General features: G+C 39.1%; 17 protein-coding genes. 11 read left to right on the plus strand and 6 right to left on the minus strand.

Annotation, left to right across the window (positions count from 1 at the left end):
• The first annotated feature begins 12 nt into the window (after positions 1–12).
• A complete protein-coding gene (locus tag KVT27_RS12060) occupies positions 13–330 on the plus strand; it encodes a hypothetical protein (protein WP_008180353.1) in 318 nt (105 codons plus the stop codon).
• Positions 331–396: 66 nt separating this feature from the next.
• Here KVT27_RS12060 and KVT27_RS12065 read toward each other — a convergent pair whose 3' ends face one another.
• The 4 genes from KVT27_RS12065 to KVT27_RS12080 all read right to left on the minus strand — a co-directional run bounded on the left by KVT27_RS12065 (position 397) and on the right by KVT27_RS12080 (position 4,948).
• Complete coding sequence (locus KVT27_RS12065; protein ID WP_036119777.1) at positions 397–1,068, minus strand: AroM family protein; 672 nt, start codon at positions 1,066–1,068, stop codon at positions 397–399.
• A complete protein-coding gene (locus KVT27_RS12070; protein ID WP_036119775.1) occupies positions 1,041–2,216 on the minus strand; it encodes an amidohydrolase in 1,176 nt (391 codons plus the stop codon). The genes KVT27_RS12065 and KVT27_RS12070 overlap by 28 nt, the downstream gene beginning before the upstream one ends.
• Positions 2,213–3,283 carry an amidohydrolase family protein gene (locus KVT27_RS12075; RefSeq protein ID WP_036119772.1) on the minus strand — a complete coding sequence of 357 codons (1,071 nt, stop codon included), beginning with the start codon at positions 3,281–3,283 and terminating at the stop codon, positions 2,213–2,215. Before KVT27_RS12075 ends, KVT27_RS12070 begins: the two co-directional genes overlap by 4 nt.
• Positions 3,284–3,346: 63 nt before the next feature.
• Entirely contained in the window at positions 3,347–4,948 is a 1,602-nt protein-coding gene (locus KVT27_RS12080; protein WP_036119769.1) for an ABC transporter substrate-binding protein, read from the minus strand.
• Positions 4,949–5,164: 216 nt separating this feature from the next.
• Between KVT27_RS12080 and KVT27_RS12085 the strand changes: the two genes are divergently transcribed.
• The 10 genes from KVT27_RS12085 to KVT27_RS12130 all read left to right on the plus strand — a co-directional run bounded on the left by KVT27_RS12085 (position 5,165) and on the right by KVT27_RS12130 (position 14,595).
• Positions 5,165–6,127 carry an ABC transporter permease gene (locus tag KVT27_RS12085; protein ID WP_008180362.1) on the plus strand — a complete coding sequence of 321 codons (963 nt, stop codon included), beginning with the start codon at positions 5,165–5,167 and terminating at the stop codon, positions 6,125–6,127.
• Positions 6,128–6,129: 2 nt separating this feature from the next.
• Positions 6,130–6,996, plus strand: a complete 867-nt coding sequence (locus tag KVT27_RS12090) for an ABC transporter permease (RefSeq protein ID WP_208705379.1) — start codon at positions 6,130–6,132, stop codon at positions 6,994–6,996.
• 17 nt (positions 6,997–7,013) lie between these two features.
• The gene (locus KVT27_RS12095; RefSeq protein WP_036119761.1) at positions 7,014–8,036 is read left to right on the plus strand and encodes an ABC transporter ATP-binding protein; all 1,023 of its coding nucleotides are present in this window, start codon (positions 7,014–7,016) and stop codon (positions 8,034–8,036) included.
• Positions 8,020–9,027: an ABC transporter ATP-binding protein gene (locus KVT27_RS12100; RefSeq protein WP_036119758.1), complete on the plus strand. Its 1,008-nt coding sequence runs from the start codon at positions 8,020–8,022 to the stop codon at positions 9,025–9,027. Before KVT27_RS12095 ends, KVT27_RS12100 begins: the two co-directional genes overlap by 17 nt.
• Positions 9,028–9,081: 54 nt before the next feature.
• Entirely contained in the window at positions 9,082–10,035 is a 954-nt protein-coding gene (locus KVT27_RS12105; protein WP_036119755.1) for a DUF1177 domain-containing protein, read from the plus strand.
• Positions 10,028–11,296 (plus strand): M20 family metallopeptidase, encoded by a 1,269-nt coding sequence (locus tag KVT27_RS12110; RefSeq protein WP_217581404.1) that lies wholly within the window; start codon positions 10,028–10,030, stop codon positions 11,294–11,296. Before KVT27_RS12105 ends, KVT27_RS12110 begins: the two co-directional genes overlap by 8 nt.
• A gap of 133 nt (positions 11,297–11,429) precedes the next feature.
• On the plus strand, positions 11,430–12,191 hold the full coding sequence (locus tag KVT27_RS12115) for an IclR family transcriptional regulator (protein ID WP_217581405.1): 762 nt from the start codon (positions 11,430–11,432) through the stop codon (positions 12,189–12,191).
• Between the two features lie 11 nt (positions 12,192–12,202).
• A complete protein-coding gene (locus KVT27_RS12120) occupies positions 12,203–13,126 on the plus strand; it encodes an aminopeptidase (RefSeq protein WP_217581406.1) in 924 nt (307 codons plus the stop codon).
• A 241-nt stretch (positions 13,127–13,367) separates the two neighbouring features.
• Complete coding sequence (locus KVT27_RS12125) at positions 13,368–13,835, plus strand: NUDIX domain-containing protein (protein ID WP_217581407.1); 468 nt, start codon at positions 13,368–13,370, stop codon at positions 13,833–13,835.
• Positions 13,819–14,595 (plus strand): alpha/beta hydrolase family protein, encoded by a 777-nt coding sequence (locus KVT27_RS12130; protein WP_008180377.1) that lies wholly within the window; start codon positions 13,819–13,821, stop codon positions 14,593–14,595. The genes KVT27_RS12125 and KVT27_RS12130 overlap by 17 nt, the downstream gene beginning before the upstream one ends.
• Before the next feature lie 80 nt (positions 14,596–14,675).
• Here the strand turns inward: KVT27_RS12130 and KVT27_RS12135 are convergent, their stop codons facing one another.
• Entirely contained in the window at positions 14,676–15,632 is a 957-nt protein-coding gene (locus KVT27_RS12135) for an alpha/beta hydrolase (RefSeq protein ID WP_217581408.1), read from the minus strand.
• A gap of 86 nt (positions 15,633–15,718) precedes the next feature.
• The gene (gene pckA / locus KVT27_RS12140) at positions 15,719–17,305 is read right to left on the minus strand and encodes a phosphoenolpyruvate carboxykinase (ATP) (RefSeq protein ID WP_036119740.1); all 1,587 of its coding nucleotides are present in this window, start codon (positions 17,303–17,305) and stop codon (positions 15,719–15,721) included.
• Positions 17,306–17,396 lie beyond the last annotated feature (91 nt).

The following is a 17,396-nucleotide window of genomic DNA, read 5'->3' on the forward strand; positions in this document are numbered from 1 at the left end:
TGAATCGTAATGATGGATCGTCAGCGTGTATATTTTTCACTTGCCAATAGAACCTATTATACGAATCCATATGCAGGGCCTTGGAATTTTGAACTGAATGTGGATCGACAAGCATTAGATGTTTTTGAGAAAATTTTTCAGCAAATGCAATTACTAGAAATTTCCAATGCGTGGCGTGCACAGTTACCGTATATCCAATATCACTTAGATAGAGAAAATGATGAAATTGATTTAAGATTGATGAAAATTTATGCATTAGTTCATGAGTATGGAGATGAGGAAACGAAGTCATTTGTGGAGCAGCTACCTTATTTCAATAAGAGAGTCTAATGGGGATTGATTTTCACTTTGAGTGTCGCCACTCTCAGTGAAAATCAATCACCTCAGTAGAGGATATTAACATATTGCCTTTAATATAGTAAAAACAGCTTCACGTGGGACGATGACAGGTATATTCAGTTGATGTTTAATCATTTTTTTCATCGGCGTGGAATAGCCCATACAATCAAGAATGAGCAAATCAGCACCCTCATATTCTAATTGCTGTGCCTTTGCTAATAAATCGTGTGCATTAAAGTAATAAGGTGAACTTGCTGAGAAGTTCACGTCAAAATGCGCTTTTTGCCATTTTTCTGCAACCGTTATTTGTTGATCAGGCTCAGGGCCTATTAAACCAATGGTTAATTCCGTATGAAGGCCTTTCACTAAATTAGTCATCATACGATCCGGGAGTAAAAGATTTTTAAAGGATAGTTTATTGGTAAAATCGCCTGTACACATTAGTAAAATCCAAGTAAAGCCATGGAGATCATGAAGGCATTGCTGAATATAAGGCATGAGCTTTGCTTTACTTAACCTTACCTGCTGACCATTTGTCAGGAGAGTCACTAAAACATCAGTGTCTTCCTGTGAGGGAGATAGCGCTGCAATTTCAGATGGTGATAGGGAATCAAGGACACCAAATTCATGAACATGGAGGCCATCTTGTCTTAAATGCTGAATATCCTCCGCCATATCTTTACGAGGAGCTTGACCAATAGTTACAATGGCAATTTTTGAGTGTTCCATTGTGCTTCCTCCGCTTCAAAATATTTTTCTCCGTTTACATATGTTTGTAGTACTTTCGCTTCGGTTTCAAAAATAGGGTGAGACCACACAACAAAATCAGCATCTTTACCTTCCTCAAGACTACCAATTCGATGATCAAGCTGTACAAGCTTAGCGGCATGTATCGTAATGCTTTTTAAAGCTGTTTGTTCATCTAACCCATAACGAATTGCTTCAGAGGCGCAATACTTTAAGTACTGAATGGGTACAAAGGGATGATCTGTCATGATAGCAAAAGGAATACTATGCTCCTTAAATATCGCAGCAATAGCTGGTGTAGAATGCCGGGTTTCATATTTAGATGGGGTTAACATATAGGGACCAAGTGTTGCATGGAATCCACTATTTTTTACTGCATCAATAATAAGATAGCCTTCTGTACAATGCTCTAAATGGAGCTTCACATTAAATTCTTTGGCAATTCGTATAGCGGTCATAATATCATCTGCTCTATGGCAATGAAGACGAAGGGGCATTTCTCCACGGAGTACCTCAATAAATGGTCGTAATTCGGAATTTTGGGATACCTCTTCAGCTTGCTCCTGTTCATTCAGCAGACTAGCCCGTTGGAAGCCATCCCGTAGCAGCTGAGCAATCGCCATACGGGTCATTGGCTTTCGTTTATATTGATTGCCAAAGACGTTCTTTGGATTTTCCCCTAAGGCTCCTTTTAATCCACTTCGTTCTACTAGGACGCGAGAAGCGAGAGTGGGACCTGCTGTTTTCAGGATACTCCAAATACCACCAATAACATTGGCACTACCCGGACCAGTTTGTACAGTTGTCACGCCACCTTCAAGGGCATGTTGAAAGGAGAAATGGCGAATATCAACACTGTCTAAAGCATGCATAAGCGGCGTAAATGGTTCGCTATATTCATTAGCATCATTAATATCTTCAGTTACTTCTGCCCATGTTCCTACATGTGCATGGATATCAATTAATCCTGGTGTGACATATGCTCCCTGTAGATCGATTAAGTGCGCATAAGGGGGGATTTCTTTGGCTGGCCCTACATAAACAATGCGTCCGTCTTCAACCCATAGCTGTTCAAAAATATCATTTTGTTCATTAACTGTGAGAAACGTTGCATGATGATAAATGTTCATTTTGACATACCTTCTTCCGTTGCATAAACTTTTTCCCCTTTAATAAAAGTAGCGATAACCTGTGCATCTAAATTTAATGGATGTTTATCCCAGATTACAAAATCAGCATAAAGGCCATCACGAATAGCACCAGTTTTATGGGCAATGCCAAGGAAGTTAGCAGCGCCCGTTGTCAATGTATAGAGAACATCGGAGCGTGACATACCTTCTCTTACAGCTAAACAACCTTCTAATGTTAGATGGGATGTGCTACTAACTGGGTGATCTGTACAAAAAACAAATGGAATTGTTTGAGTGAATAGCTGACGATACAGCTTTGGTGAAAGCTCCATCATCTCATTATGCTCAATATAACGGAATGTCGGCCCAGCAATAACCGTATGGAAAGCTGTCTCTTCAACAAGAGGAATTTCCGTGCCATGAATAATATGAAAGTCAAAAGCATTGTTAAATTCTTGTTGTAGTCGATGAATTAATTCAATATCGACAGCTTTATGGGCCCGTACAACAATTTTATGGATGGAAGGTTCCTGTTGTTGAATTTGTTGGAGTGTGTCCCTTAAGATTTTAGCAATGCCCATACGAGTCAATGGCTTTTTCTTTTCAGCAAAAAATGTACTTTTTGCTTGGTGCCCGATAGAAAAGGAATATGCAACATCTTTTGCAATCATCATTTCATCTACCGTTGTATGTGTATGATGAATGATAGCCGTTTTGGCACCAATTAAGCTTTTGGGAGAAGGAACAATATGCGATGCTGTAACCCCATGTGAGACAGACTTTTGAAAGGCACCATCAAAGGGGTAAATGCCATCAATAACTGAATATTGTAAGTGCGAATCAAATTCATAGCTATCATCACCTTCCCATCGAATGCCAATTTCAGCTAAACCAATTTGTGAACAACTATCGATAAGGCCAGGAGTAATATAATAGCCATCTAAATTTATTTCATTCTCGGCAGTATGTGTAGCTTGTTCGAAATATTCTCCTTGCACTTGGAATGACTGTTTATCAAAGCTACGCGTGTCAGAGTTAAAGACAAGCCCATTTATATATCGAGTCATCGGATCAGATCTCTCCTTATGAAGAGAAAAGCGGAGACAAGAATCTCCACTTTTCTAGTTGAGTTATTTTGAAATGGATACGTTCGTACCATTTGGATGAACAATTTGAACAGAGTTATCAGCTGAAACTTCAAAGCCCTGTACATGTTTATTTACGCCTGCAACAGTTTGCGTTGCTTCTAATTCGATACGAGGAACATCCGCTAGTATTAGTTTTAATGCCTCTTGGTATAATTTTGCTCGTTCTTCTTGTACGACTGTTTCGGATACAGCACGCTCCAATAATTTATCAACCTCTGGATTGCTGTAGCCTTTACCATTACCTAACGCTCCGATTTGATTTGTGTGGAATAATTGATAGAGGAAGAAATATGGATCTGGATACCAAGTCCACCCACCAATATTCATTGGAGCATTGCCCTTTGCTACTGTATCACTGTAAGTACCCCATTCAAGGACTTTAATTTCAACATCTATATTTAAATTTTTCTTCAATTGACTTTGGAAAATCGTTGCGTAAGGAACACGTGCCTCTGATACGTAAATTTCTGTTTTGAAGCCGTCAGCATAGCCGGCATCCGCTAATAATTTTTTAGCTTCTTCAGGATTATATTTCGGTACCATATCGACTAAGGATTTATCATAGCCCCAAGAACCTGGAGGTAATGGTAAATAGGAAACATCACCACCACCCCATTGATTAACACCTGAAATGATTTCCTCAACATTTGTTGCCATATAAATGGCTTCACGTACACGCTTGTCAGCAGTTGGACCTACTTTATTGTTGAGATCCAGGTAAACAATGGATAAGCCCGGATTTGTTAACAGCTCAAGATTACTATCTTGATTGATAATTTCTCGATTTTGGCCTTTTACGTCCATCGCGATATCAATATCACCTGAACGTAATGCATTGGTCATCATATTCTGGTCGGATATAAATTTCATTGTTAAATGGTCGAGATTTGGCTTGTCTCCCCAATAATTTTCATGGCGTGCCAGTTTTACTTCCTGGTCTTTTTTCCATTCAGTTAGCTGGAATGGACCGGTACCAACGAAATGCTCAGAAAATTTATCGCCCCATCCTTCAATCTCTTCTTTTGGAATAATGATATTCCCAGCATCAGTTAGCATAGCAAGTAGGGCAGCATTAGGAGTAGCTAAGTGAATCTCTACTTCATAATCAGATAGTACCTTAACCTCTGTCACGCCACTAAGCCGATTCATAGCCGATTCCTTAGCAGAACGTTCTAATGAATATTTCACATCTTCAGCTGTCATCTCACGACCATCTTGGTATTGTCCCTTTTGGAATTTTACACCCTCACGTAATTGGAACGTATACACTAACATATCATCTGATACTTTCCATTCCGTTGCTAAAGAGGGGATAATATCCGACAGATCTTTGTTATACACAACTAAAGTATCACCCATTTGACGCATTACCTGTGATTCATAAACCCCCGTATATTTGATCGGGTCAAACGTTTTGGCATTCGCTGAAAGACCAACATTTAATGAGCCTCCAGAAGTCACTTCTCCATCTTTTTCATCTGATGAGTCATTTTTTTCTGTATTACCACCACAAGCAGCTAAAACAGCAATCATTAAAGTTAAAAAGAAAAGTAGGAAAGATTTTTTTACGTTTATTTTCTTCATCCGTGCTAGCCTCCTTTATTTTGTTTCACAATATGAACCGTTGATTCAAAAATGGTAGGTTCGAAATAAAAGTAGCACATTTGTAAACAGGAAGTAAATATAAAATTAAAAAAATTCAGAAAAAATATATTTACAAATAATTATCGCTAGGTGTAGTATTTAGTTATTCACAATATGAACCACTGATTCTAATAATGAAAAGGAGGTCTTAATAAGATGGGCTCATTTATTTTAAGAAGGTTAGTAAACCTTATTCCAACACTGTTAGTAGTGGGTATCATCGTATTTATTATTACGCGAATGATTCCCGGTGATCCGGCTTCTGTCATGCTTGGTCCCCAGGCTAGTGTGGAAGATGTAGAGAATTTAAGAGAAGAACTAGGATTAAATAAGTCAATGCCTTCACAATTTATTTCATATGTAGGCGACTTAGCGCAGTTAAATTTGGGTTATTCGTATTCTTATAGTGAGTCTGTTTTGGGACTTATTATCGAAAGATTCCCAAATACAGTTGTACTTGCACTAGCAGCCTTATTAATAGCTGTCGTAATTGGAATCCCAGCAGGTATATTGGCAGCTAGAAAACAAAATACGATCATTGATTATGTGGTCATGCTTGTGTCACTAGTAGGAGTATCCATGCCAATTTTTTGGTTAGGAATCATGCTTGTCTTATTCTTTAGTGTCAATCTTGGCTGGTTCCCTGCGACTGGAATGGGGAATATGAGTGAAGGTTTTTGGTCATATTTAAAGCATTTAATTTTACCAGCCTTTGCTTTAGCAACAATTCCAATGGCGACTTTCGCTCGTATTACACGTTCGAGTATGCTAGAGGTCATTTCACAAGATTATATTAAAACAGCACGCTCTAAGGGCATAAAAGAATATTTGGTTATTGGGAAGCATGCGTTTAAAAATGCTTTAACGCCAATCTTAACGGTACTAGGTATGCAAATTTCTAATTTACTAGGTGGTGCCGTTTTAACAGAAACGATTTTTAGCTGGCCTGGGATGGGTCGACTGATTGTAGATGCGATAGATAAACGTGACTTTGTCGTTGTACAAGGTACAGTTATTTTCATTGCCTTTATCTTTGTCCTTATTAACTTAATCGTTGATGTGTTGTATAAGGTTGTGAATCCAAAGGTCAATCTTGAATCGAATGGAGGGAAGAAATAACAATGACTCAAGCAGTTGTCAATGAAACTAGAAAAAGAAATACATTGTTACGAAAGTTGCTTAAAAATAAATTAGCAACTATTGGGTTAGTGATTGTAACCTTGATGGCCATTGTTGCTATCTTCGCTCCATTAATTGCAACCCACCCACCAAATGAAATGACTGTTGGTAAATCATTTTTACCCATGAATACCGAAGGACATTTGCTTGGAACGGATAACTATGGTCGAGATTTGTTTAGTCGTTTAGTTTATGGAACGCGAATATCTATGATTGTCGGAATTGCAGCAGTGTTATTTGGTGCTGTGTTTGGGACATTACTCGGTCTTGTTGCGGGATATTTTGGAGGGCGTAGTGATTCCATTATCATGCGCACGATGGATGGCCTTTTCGCCTTTCCATTCATTTTATTAGCTATTACGCTAATGACAGTATTAGGACAAGGACTTGTAAACGTTATAGTTGCTATTGGTATAGCCAATATTCCGGGGTTTGCTAGGCTTGTTCGTGGTCAGGTTTTAAGTGTAAAAGAAGAAGAGTTTATTGAGGTGACGCATTCTTTAGGGGCGACACATTCACGAATCATTTTTAGTCATATACTCCCCAACTGTTTAGCTCCATTGATTGTCTATGGAACGATGAGTACAGCAGGCGCTATTATTTCGGAGGCTGCACTTAGCTTTTTAGGGTTAGGGGTACAGCCTCCAACAGCCTCATGGGGTAGCATTTTAAAGGATGGTAAAGACTTTTTAGTATTAAATCCTCAAATGGCGACATTTTCAGGTATCTGTATTTTATTAACAGTCCTTGGTATAAACCTGTTAGGAGATGGATTACGTGATGCATTAGATCCGAAAATGAAAGTTTAATGAAAGGGGATGGCGTCATGACTGAACGTTTACTAGATGTAGAAAACTTGACAGTAGAATTTAAGAGTGGTGGCTCTACAATGAAAGCTGTTAATGGAGTTAATTTACAATTAAATAAGAAGGAAACGCTAGGAATTGTTGGCGAGTCTGGATCGGGAAAAAGTGTTACTGCCACTGCTCTCATGCGTTTAATTCCATCTCCGCCAGGAAAAATAACGAACGGAGTAATTCGTTTTAATGGGCGTGATTTAATAGGGATTTCAGAAAAGGAAATGCGGAATGTCAGAGGTAATGAAATGTCGATGATTTTTCAAGACCCTATTACGAGTCTAAATCCCGTTTTAACAGTGGGCAATCAAATTTTAGAAGTGATCCAAGCGCATGAGCATATATCCAAGAAGGATGCAGCAATAAAAGCTGTGGATATGCTGAAAATGGTAGGGATACCGGAGCCGGAAAAGCGTTTGAAAATGTATCCTCATGAATTTTCAGGTGGGATGCGTCAACGTGTCATGATTGCTATCGCGCTTGCTTGTAATCCAAAGCTACTTATTGCTGATGAGCCCACTACAGCATTGGATGTAACTGTACAGGCTCAAATTCTTGATTTGATGAAAAAATTACAGCAAGAACATGATACGGCCATTATTATGATTACGCATGATTTAGGTGTAGTTTGGGAGCTTTGTGACAAAGTGAATGTCATGTATGCAGGTCGTACAGTGGAGTCGACTACAACAAGGCAGCTCTATGAAAAACCATTACACCCCTATACTTGGGGTTTATTAGAGTCGCAGATTACGATGGGGACTCAAGGACAGCAAAGGTTGCCAGCCATCCCAGGAAGTCCACCCGATCTAACCATGCCACAAAGTGGTTGTCATTTTGCAGCTCGCTGCCCTTTAGCAACGGATCTATGCCATAGTACAATACCCGATTTAGTGGAAGTTCAGGACAATCATTTTGTAGCCTGCCATTTGCAATCAAAAGATCAAATTGTCGCTAGAAAGGTGGGGGTTTTTCATGCAACAGCCCAATGAATTGATCTTAAAGGTAAATAATTTAAAAAAGCATTTTCCTATTAAGAGCTCAATTCCTTTTAGAAAGTCCACACAATTTGTGAAAGCAGTAGATGGAGTAAGCTTTGAATTATTTAAAGGAGAAACACTTGGGATTGTGGGTGAATCGGGCTGTGGGAAATCGACGGTTGCTCGTTTAATCAACCAATTAATAGCACCAACTGAGGGTATCGTTGAGTTTAAGGGAACCGATTTAGCAAGCTTAAATACGAAGGATATTCGCTCTGCTCGAAAATCGATACAAATGGTTTTCCAAAATCCCTATGCATCACTAGATCCTCGTAAAACGATTGAATATTTAATTGCTGAACCATTAGTGATACATGGGATAGGTGATGAATCATCACGTAAAAAGCGTGTCATGGAGCTACTTGAAACAGTAGGGTTGAGTGCTTATCATGCAAAGCGCTATCCCCATGAGTTTTCAGGAGGACAAAGGCAACGCATTAATATTGCACGGGCGCTTGCACTTCAACCGGATATAGTTGTTTGTGATGAACCTGTATCCGCCTTAGATGTATCTGTACAGGCACAAGTCATCAATCTATTAAAAGATTTACAGAAAGATTTTGGTTTAACCTATATTTTTATTTCACATGATCTCAATGTCGTGAATTATATGTGTGATCGCATTGCAGTGATGTATTTAGGCAAAATTGTTGAAATGGGCACATATAAAGAAATTTATGATCACCCTCAACACCCTTATACACAGGCTTTGTTATCAGCTATCCCTAAGGAAAATCCTTTTGATACAAAGGAACGAATTATTTTAACAGGGGATGTTCCAAGTCCCGTGAATCCTCCGAGTGGCTGTGCTTTCCATAAACGTTGTCGTTTTGCCACAGACAAATGTGCAGAAGAGCAACCAACACTCGATACGGTGACAGCAACCCATCAAGTATCATGTCATTTATGGAAAGCTATTCAGCAAGAAGCATCTACAATATAACCTTATAAATCATAATGAATAAAATTTTTGGATAGAAAAAGGAGCGGACTAATTATGTCATTGAAGCATGTTATGGAGTTATACGAGGTAATGGATAGTATGTATGTAAATGGTGAGGTGATGAAAGAGTATTTACACAATATCAATCCAGCAGCAGATGTAGTAGTTAAAACTATTAAAGGTGAAAATGGCTCAACCGATTTTGTCCGCGTTCTAGTGAAAGGTAAAAATGGTAAATCCTCAGGGGGCCATGCTCCTACATTAGGTATCATCGGTCGCTTAGGCGGTATCGGGGCACGCCCTGAAATGACGGGCTTTGTATCGGATGGAGATGGTGCACTAGCCTGTATGGCCGGCGCAGCAAAAGCGATTGATATGGCTTTAAAAGGTGACCAGTTAGAGGGGGATGTAATTTTCTCCACTCATATTTGTCCAACTGCACCCACTTTACCACATGAGCCAGTGCCATTTATGAATTCTCCAGTCGATATTAGCGTCATGAACGAGAATGAAGTGGAAGAAACAATGGATGCTATTCTTTCGATTGATACAACAAAAGGTAACCAAGTATGTAACCATAAAGGATTTGCCATTACACCAACAGTTAAAGAAGGTTACATATTAAAAATTAGTGATGATTTGCTGCAAATTTACACACAATCAGCAGGTATTGCACCAGTTGTACTGCCGCTAACAATGCAAGACATTACCCCATATGGGAATGGTTTATTCCATATCAATAGTATTTTACAACCTGCTGTGGCGACATCAAGTCCTGTTGTAGGGGTAGCAATTACAACCGAATCTATCGTGGCAGGCTGTGCAACAGGTGCAACACATGTGACAGACGTAGAGAATGTTGTTCGATTTGTATTAGAAGTGGCGAAAACGTACGGTGCTCATAAATGCTCTTTCTTTGATCAAAAGCAGTTTACACATATGAAAAATTTATACGGTAGCATGAAGCATTTACAAACTAAAGGAAATGAGGTACAAGCACATGAATGACTTACAAGCACTAAAAATGCAACTAGTAGATGAAGTGGAAAATCATCAAGAAGAGTTAATTGATTTTTGTTCGAAACTCATTCAAATTCCAAGTGTGAATCCTCCAGGAGATACGACTGAAATAACAGCCTTTATCGAGCACTATCTAAATGATGTAGGCATTGCTTACCAAAAATATGAGGCCGCGGATAAAATGTTTAATTTAGTAGCTTCTATTGGAAATGATGAAGGCAAAGAACTTGTTTATTGTGGACATACAGATGTTGTGCCTGTTGGAGACTTATCTAAATGGGATTTTGATCCTTTCTCTGGAGAAGTGAATGATGGTTGGATGCTTGGGCGTGGTGCAAGCGATATGAAAGCAGGTTTAGCAGGTATTATTTTTGCAACAAAACTACTCAAGAAATTGAATATTGAATTGCCAGGAAAATTAACATTAGCCATTGTACCTGACGAAGAAACTGGTGGGGAATTTGGTGTTCCTTGGTTGTTGGAGCGAGGTTTAGTTAAGGGTGATGGATGTTTAATTGCAGAGCCTTCATCTCCATTAAATCCGACAATTGGGCAAAAAGGCTCCTACTGGTTTGAATTAGAAGTGCATGGGGAACCTGGACATGGTAGCTTATCACCTTTAGCGGGTCGTAATGCAATTAATGATGCAATCCGAGCTATTCAAGAAATTCGCACATTATGGGATATGAATATTGTCATTCCTGAAGAAGTACAGCCACTAATAGAAGTATCGAAAAAATATATGCGTGAAGTGGAGAAAGACCGCCTGAAATATCAAGAAGTACTAGAGAAAATTACTGTAAATATTGGTACAATTGAGGGAGGTACGAAGTCCAATGTTATCCCAGATTATTGTAAGGTACAGGTCGATTGTCGCTTACCATTCGGTATTACACAGGAGGAAGTAACAGAAATCCTGAAGAATAAATTAGATGGCTTAGACATTGAGTATTCGATCAGACGTTTTGGTTTCAAAAGTGTAGCCAATTATACACCTGCTGAAAATCCCGTTTGCCAATCGATTGTGGATAATATTTCATTTGTAACAGGATTAGAAGCTTATGGTGTTATGCAATGGGCAAGCAGTGATGCTCGACATTTCAGACAGTATGATATTCCGGTTTTACAATACGGGCCGGCCTATTTACCAAGCATTCACGGGTATAATGAAAAAGTGCGTGTTGAGGATATCGTACGCTGTGCAAAAGTATATATTACTGCTGCGATTGATTTCCTCTATCAAAAGTAAGAGATTAGCTACTCTCTTACTTTTGATAAAGTGATATCAGGTGCTGACGGCTGTTAAATCTTTCAATTAATCCCCCTTAAGAGAGGGATTTGCAGCCGCTTGTACAGATAAATAGATCAAAAGGATGAGAGATATGCTAAAGACGTTAAATTTATCAATTGCAGTTTTAAAGATGTTTACAAAGGAAAAGCCAGTATGGGGTGGTCGAGAGTTAGCGATGGCGATGAACATGAATCATACAAATTTGTATCGCATTCTCGAAACATTTGAGAATAATGGGTTTATTACAAAGGATCCTGTAACCAAAAAGTACTCCTTGGGTATTGCATTATGGGAAATTGGTATGAATATGTATGATTCATTAAACATAGATCAGCTATGTATGCCTGTTCTTGATAACTTAAAGGATGTTACTGGTGAAACCGCCATATTTACAGTTTTAAATGGATTGGAAGCGTTAACTTTATTAAAAGCAGAGCCAGTGAATAAGGTGAAGTTTACTGTTTCAAGAGGAAGTAGATCTCCGCTTTATGTAGGTGCTTCCTATCGTTCTATGCTTGCTTTCCTAAGTGATGAGCAAATTTCTAAAGTTATTGATGAACCGCTAACCGCTTATACGACCAATACGATGACGAATGCAAATGACATACGGTTGGAGCTTGAAAAAATACGTAGCTGTGGTTATGCGCTCAGTAACAGTGAATATTCCGTTGATGTATTGGCACTCGCTATGCCTATATTTAATAGTGATGAAAAGGTCGTAGCCTCTATCACTGTTTCTGGCCCCATCTACCGTTTTACTGAACAACGAGTACCAGAATTTTTAGGGCCTTTAATGGAGGCTAGAACTGAAATAGAAGGAATCATTCGTAGATATCATTTGAATTTTAATTAAGGGGTGCTACAATGCAGCATTTACATGATATTGCACTGAAGGTATTAAAAGATCATTTAAATGTTCAATCGTCAGAAACGCTTTTAATTTTGACAGATGTTCAAAAGCAAGACTTAGCAACAATCTTTTATGAGGCTGGACTAACAATAACGGCTAATACCATGCTTATGGTTATGCCGTTATTGGAAAAATCAGGGCAGGAGCCTATTCATGCAGTTTCATCGCTGATGGCAAATGCTGATGTCTCACTTTGTTTGACCTCTCACTCCTTGACACATACAGCGGCTCGTAAAAATGCCTGTGAAAAAGGTGGACGTGTAGCGACTATGCCAGGTATTACGTTGGAGATGCTTGAACAAGGTGCGCTTCATGCAGATGCGCAAGAGATTGAGGAAATGGTAGAAAAATATGTCCAGCTTCTCGATAAGGCGGCAGGAATTCGAATTGTTAAGGATGGTCATGAGCTAACATTTAGTGTAGAAAACCGTTTAGGCATTCGTTCGACTGGCGTTATTCGCCAAGCAGGAGAGCATGGTAATATTCCCTCCGGTGAATCCTATATTGCGCCAATAGAGTCATCTGCAAATGGTGAAATTTTAGTGGATGGTTCTATTGCTAATATTGGTGTCTTAAAGGAACCATTATTATTGAAAATTTCTAATGGACGATTAGTAGAAGCAATTGGTCCTGATGGTCCTCGATTGCTGGAATTACTTGGCGAAGAGAATGGTCGGATCATCGCAGAGTTCGGTATTGGAGCTAATAAAAGTGCTACGTTATGTGGGAATGTACTAGAAGATGAGAAGGTCTATGGGACAATCCATATCGCATTCGGTAGCAATGTCCCATTCGGTGGAGCAAATGCAGCGGATGTCCATATTGATTGTGTAGTGAAAAATCCGGTTGTTTATTTCGATGGTGAACGAGTCATTTAATGAAAAGCGTGTCTTCATTTGAAGCGCGCTTTTTTGCTTGCTTACACTATATTAAAGTTGCTTGTTTCTGTATGATTATTCTATAGTTAACTTAGATAAGCTAGAGGGAATTAAATGATTTTGTACCTAGTGAAAAATCCAATCCCAACTAAACAGAAATTAGGAATTCGCGATGCCTGTAAGTGAAGGCAATGAAAAATGACTACTGTTATTCAGCAAGAAAGAACGTGAGGTTGAAGATATGTTAACATTTACAGATTTACATGGCCTGCGCGTAGATTTGAGTTTTACGAGAGGGGAATTTACCGTAGAACCCAAACACGTCCTTGTTTTTTTAAAGCATCAAAATAAGTGGCTATGTACTATTCATAAACGACGTGGTGTCGAGGTGCCAGGAGGCAAATTGGAGCAAGGCGAAACGCTAGAGGATGCAGCTATAAGGGAAGTATTTGAAGAAACCGGTGTCCGTGTGAAAAATCTTCAATGGTTTGCAGAATATGCGGTTCATGATGACATATTATTTTGTAAAACCGTTTTTACTGCACAATTTGCTGGGCAGGAGGACATTGAATTTGATTTAGAAACATCCGGTATGCTTTGGTTATCTGATGAGGAATTTACCCGTCATCCAAACTTGAGCTTTCATATGAAGGATGAAGGGATGAAGAAAATGCTGGAGGAGTTGAAACGACATGACAAAAAATGGTGATATCGTTGAAAAGCGTGCCTATCCTTCACCCAATCCAGCAATACGATTAACAGAAATCACTTATATGTCACAGGGTTTGCGGATAAAAGGACTTCTAGCAGAGCCGAAGACTGAGGGTACATATGATGGCTTTTTATATTTAAGAGGGGGTATGCAAAGCATAGGTATGGTAAGACCCTCACGTATTGCCCAATTTGCCGCTCAAGGCTTTATCGTCTTTGCACCCTATTATCGTGGAAATAGAGGTGGCGAGGGCAAAGATGAGTTTGCAGGGGCAGACCGTTATGATGCTGTTTTTGCAGTCGATGTACTGAAGCAATTTTGTAATGATAATATACATGTTTTTGGCTTTTCGCGTGGAGGCATCATGGCTCTATGGACAGCAATTTTACGAAGGGATATTACTTCCGTTGTGACATGGGCTGGGGTTTCTGATGCAACGGCCACTTACTGGGAACGTACAGATATGCGACGGATGATGAAACGCGTTATCGGAGGAACACCAAACCGTGTACCGGAAGCCTATGATGCTCGTACACCTTTGTTTGAAGTAGAGCATATAACAGCTCCAGTGTTAATTATTCATGGCTATCAGGATGAGAATGTGGATATAGAGCATGCTAGACAACTGGCATTTTTCTTAGAGGATGCTAATAAAACTTACGAGACATGGTATGACCTTCATTATGCACATCAATACCCGCCAGCTAAAAATCGTGAAACCGTACGTGCTCTTTGTGAATGGATGAAGCAACACTAGAAAATGAAATTATTAAAGCCCCTTCCTTAAATAGCTATCATCTGGAGATGAATAGGTGTTTTAAAGGACGGGGCACTTTATTATTTCATATAAGTTTCTAAGAAAAGCTGAATCGTTTCCCAATAGAGCTCGCCAGCTACGCTTTCCGCCTCGCCATGACCAGCACCTTCGACAAGTAATTTTTGCTTCGGACCATTTGCTGCCTCATATACGTTATTCAACATGGTCGAAGGGACAAAAGTATCGTTGTCTCCATGAATAAACAGCATAGGGGTTTTTGATTTTGCCACTTGATCAACAGCACTAGCTTCTCCCAGCATATAGCCTGCTTTTAGTTTAGTTACGACTGAAGAGAATTGCATAATTGGGAATGAAGGCAAGTGAAAGATTGCTTGTAATTGATAGGAAAATTCATCCCATACGGAAGAATAGCCGCAATCCTCAATGATAGCCTTTACATTTGACGGCAAATCCTCGCCTGAAGCCATCATCACAGTGGCGCCTCCCATTGAAACCCCAAATAGCACAATTTCAGCATCTTTATTCCTGTTTACAATGTCATCAATCCATGAAACAACATCCAAACGATCATGCCACCCCATGCCGATATAATCACCTTCACTTTGACCATGTCCTCTTGCATCGGGAATGAGCACATGGTAGCCCATATCATAAAATTGTTTAGCATACTTAGTCATTTGTGTACCATCACTTGAATAGCCATGGAAAATAATTGCCCATTTGTCCGTGGGCTGGCTGTTTTGGATAGCGTATGCATGCAGATTAAGAGAATCATAGGATTGAATCGCCTTCTCCTCATAATGCTTGTTAAACCATTGCTCACGATCCTCTTTCTCTTGAGCCTCACTTGAATTGCTATCAATTAAATTATGGGGGGCATCTAGAACAGCTGATTTATCAGTATCCGGATTTAATGCCAGATTATAAAAGTAGTTGCCTGCAAAAAAACCAGCACCAGTAAATAATGCCAATAATATAGTAATGATTGCTACTAGTAATTTGTATTTTCTTTTCATATGTATCTCCTATATTAGCTTCATTTATGTTTTATGGGAAAGAAAAAGAGAACGAATTATCTCGTTCCCTTTTCTTGTTCTAGTTGTTATTTTAATGGGCCACCAAGTGTAGTGATGGCTTCAGAAACGTTTGCAAATTTCTTGAAGTTTTCGTTGAATAAGCCTGCAAGTTCAGCAGCTTTTGCATCGTATGCAGCTTTATCTGCCCATGCTTCACGAGGATTTAACACTTGTGAAGGTACACCTTCAACTGCTGTTGGGATGTGTAAACCAAATACAGCATCTTGTGTCGTTTCAACATTTGTTAATTTACCATCGATAGCTGCGCGTACCATTGTACGTGTATAAGAAAGTTTCATACGGCTACCAGTACCATATTCTCCACCAGTCCAACCAGTGTTCACTAGGAATACTTGTGCGCCATGTTCGTCAATTTTTTGACCTAACATTTCTGCATAAACTGTTGCAGGAAGTGGAAGGAACGGAGAACCGAAGCATGTAGAGAATACTGGTTCTGGCTCTGTTACACCACGTTCAGTTCCAGCAAGTTTTGAAGTGAAACCACTTAAGAAGTGATACATAGCTTGCTCTTTTGTTAATTTACTGATAGGAGGTAATACGCCAAACGCATCAGCTGTTAGGAAGATGATTGTTTTTGGATGACCTGCTACAGAAGGATCAACAATGTTTTCGATGTATTGAATCGGATAAGCTACACGTGTATTTTCTGTTAATGAACCATCATCATAATCACAAATACGAGTTTCTGGATCAACAGCTACGTTTTCTAAAACAGAGCCGAAGCGGATTGCATTGTAGATTTCTGGTTCTTTCTCAGCAGAAAGGTTGATCGTTTTTGCATAGCAACCACCCTCAATATTGAATACACCATTATCAGACCAGCCGTGTTCATCGTCACCGATAAGCTTACGGTCTGGATCAGCGGATAATGTTGTTTTACCAGTACCAGATAGACCGAAGAATAATGCTACATCGCCAGCTTCACCAACGTTTGCTGAACAGTGCATAGAAAGGATACCTTGTTGTGGTAGTAAGTAATTCATAATACCGAAGATAGATTTTTTCATTTCACCAGCATATTCAGTACCACCAATTAAGATAATTTTCTTTTCAAGTGATACAATGATGAATGTTTCAGAAGCAGTACCGTCAACCGCAGGATCTGCTTTAAAGTTAGGAGCTGAGATGACAGTGAAGTCTGCAACATGCGAAGCTAATTCGTCTTTAGTTGGACGGATAAATAATTGATGAGCGAAAAGGTTGTGCCAAGCGTATTCATTAATAACTTGGATGCTTAATTGTGAATCTTTGTCAGCACCAGCAAAGCCTTTGAATACAAATAATTCATCTTGTTCTTTTAAATATTTTATTACTTTTACATACAGGTTATCGAACACTTCAGAGGAAATTGGTTGATTGACCTTACCCCAGTCAATTTGATCTTTTGTGCTTTCTTCTTCTACTGTATATTTATCTTTAGGTGAACGACCAGTGTATTTGCCAGTTTCTGCACGAACTGCGCCATCTACTGTTAACATTGCCTCACCACGAGAAGTAGCTTTTTCTGCTAATTGTGGTACTGAAAGTTGAACGTTAATGTTACCGCCGCTTAATAATTCCTTCAGTTCGTTTGCAATTTCTACTGAATTCATCGATTAAATACCATCCTTTTTTATAGTATTCCCTTGATTTAGAGGGATTTTTTCTTAATTTCAAAAATAGTATAACACAATTGGTTAAATA

Source organism: Lysinibacillus sp. GbtcB16, from assembly GCF_019091145.1.
Classification (GTDB): domain Bacteria; phylum Bacillota; class Bacilli; order Bacillales_A; family Planococcaceae; genus Lysinibacillus; species Lysinibacillus fusiformis.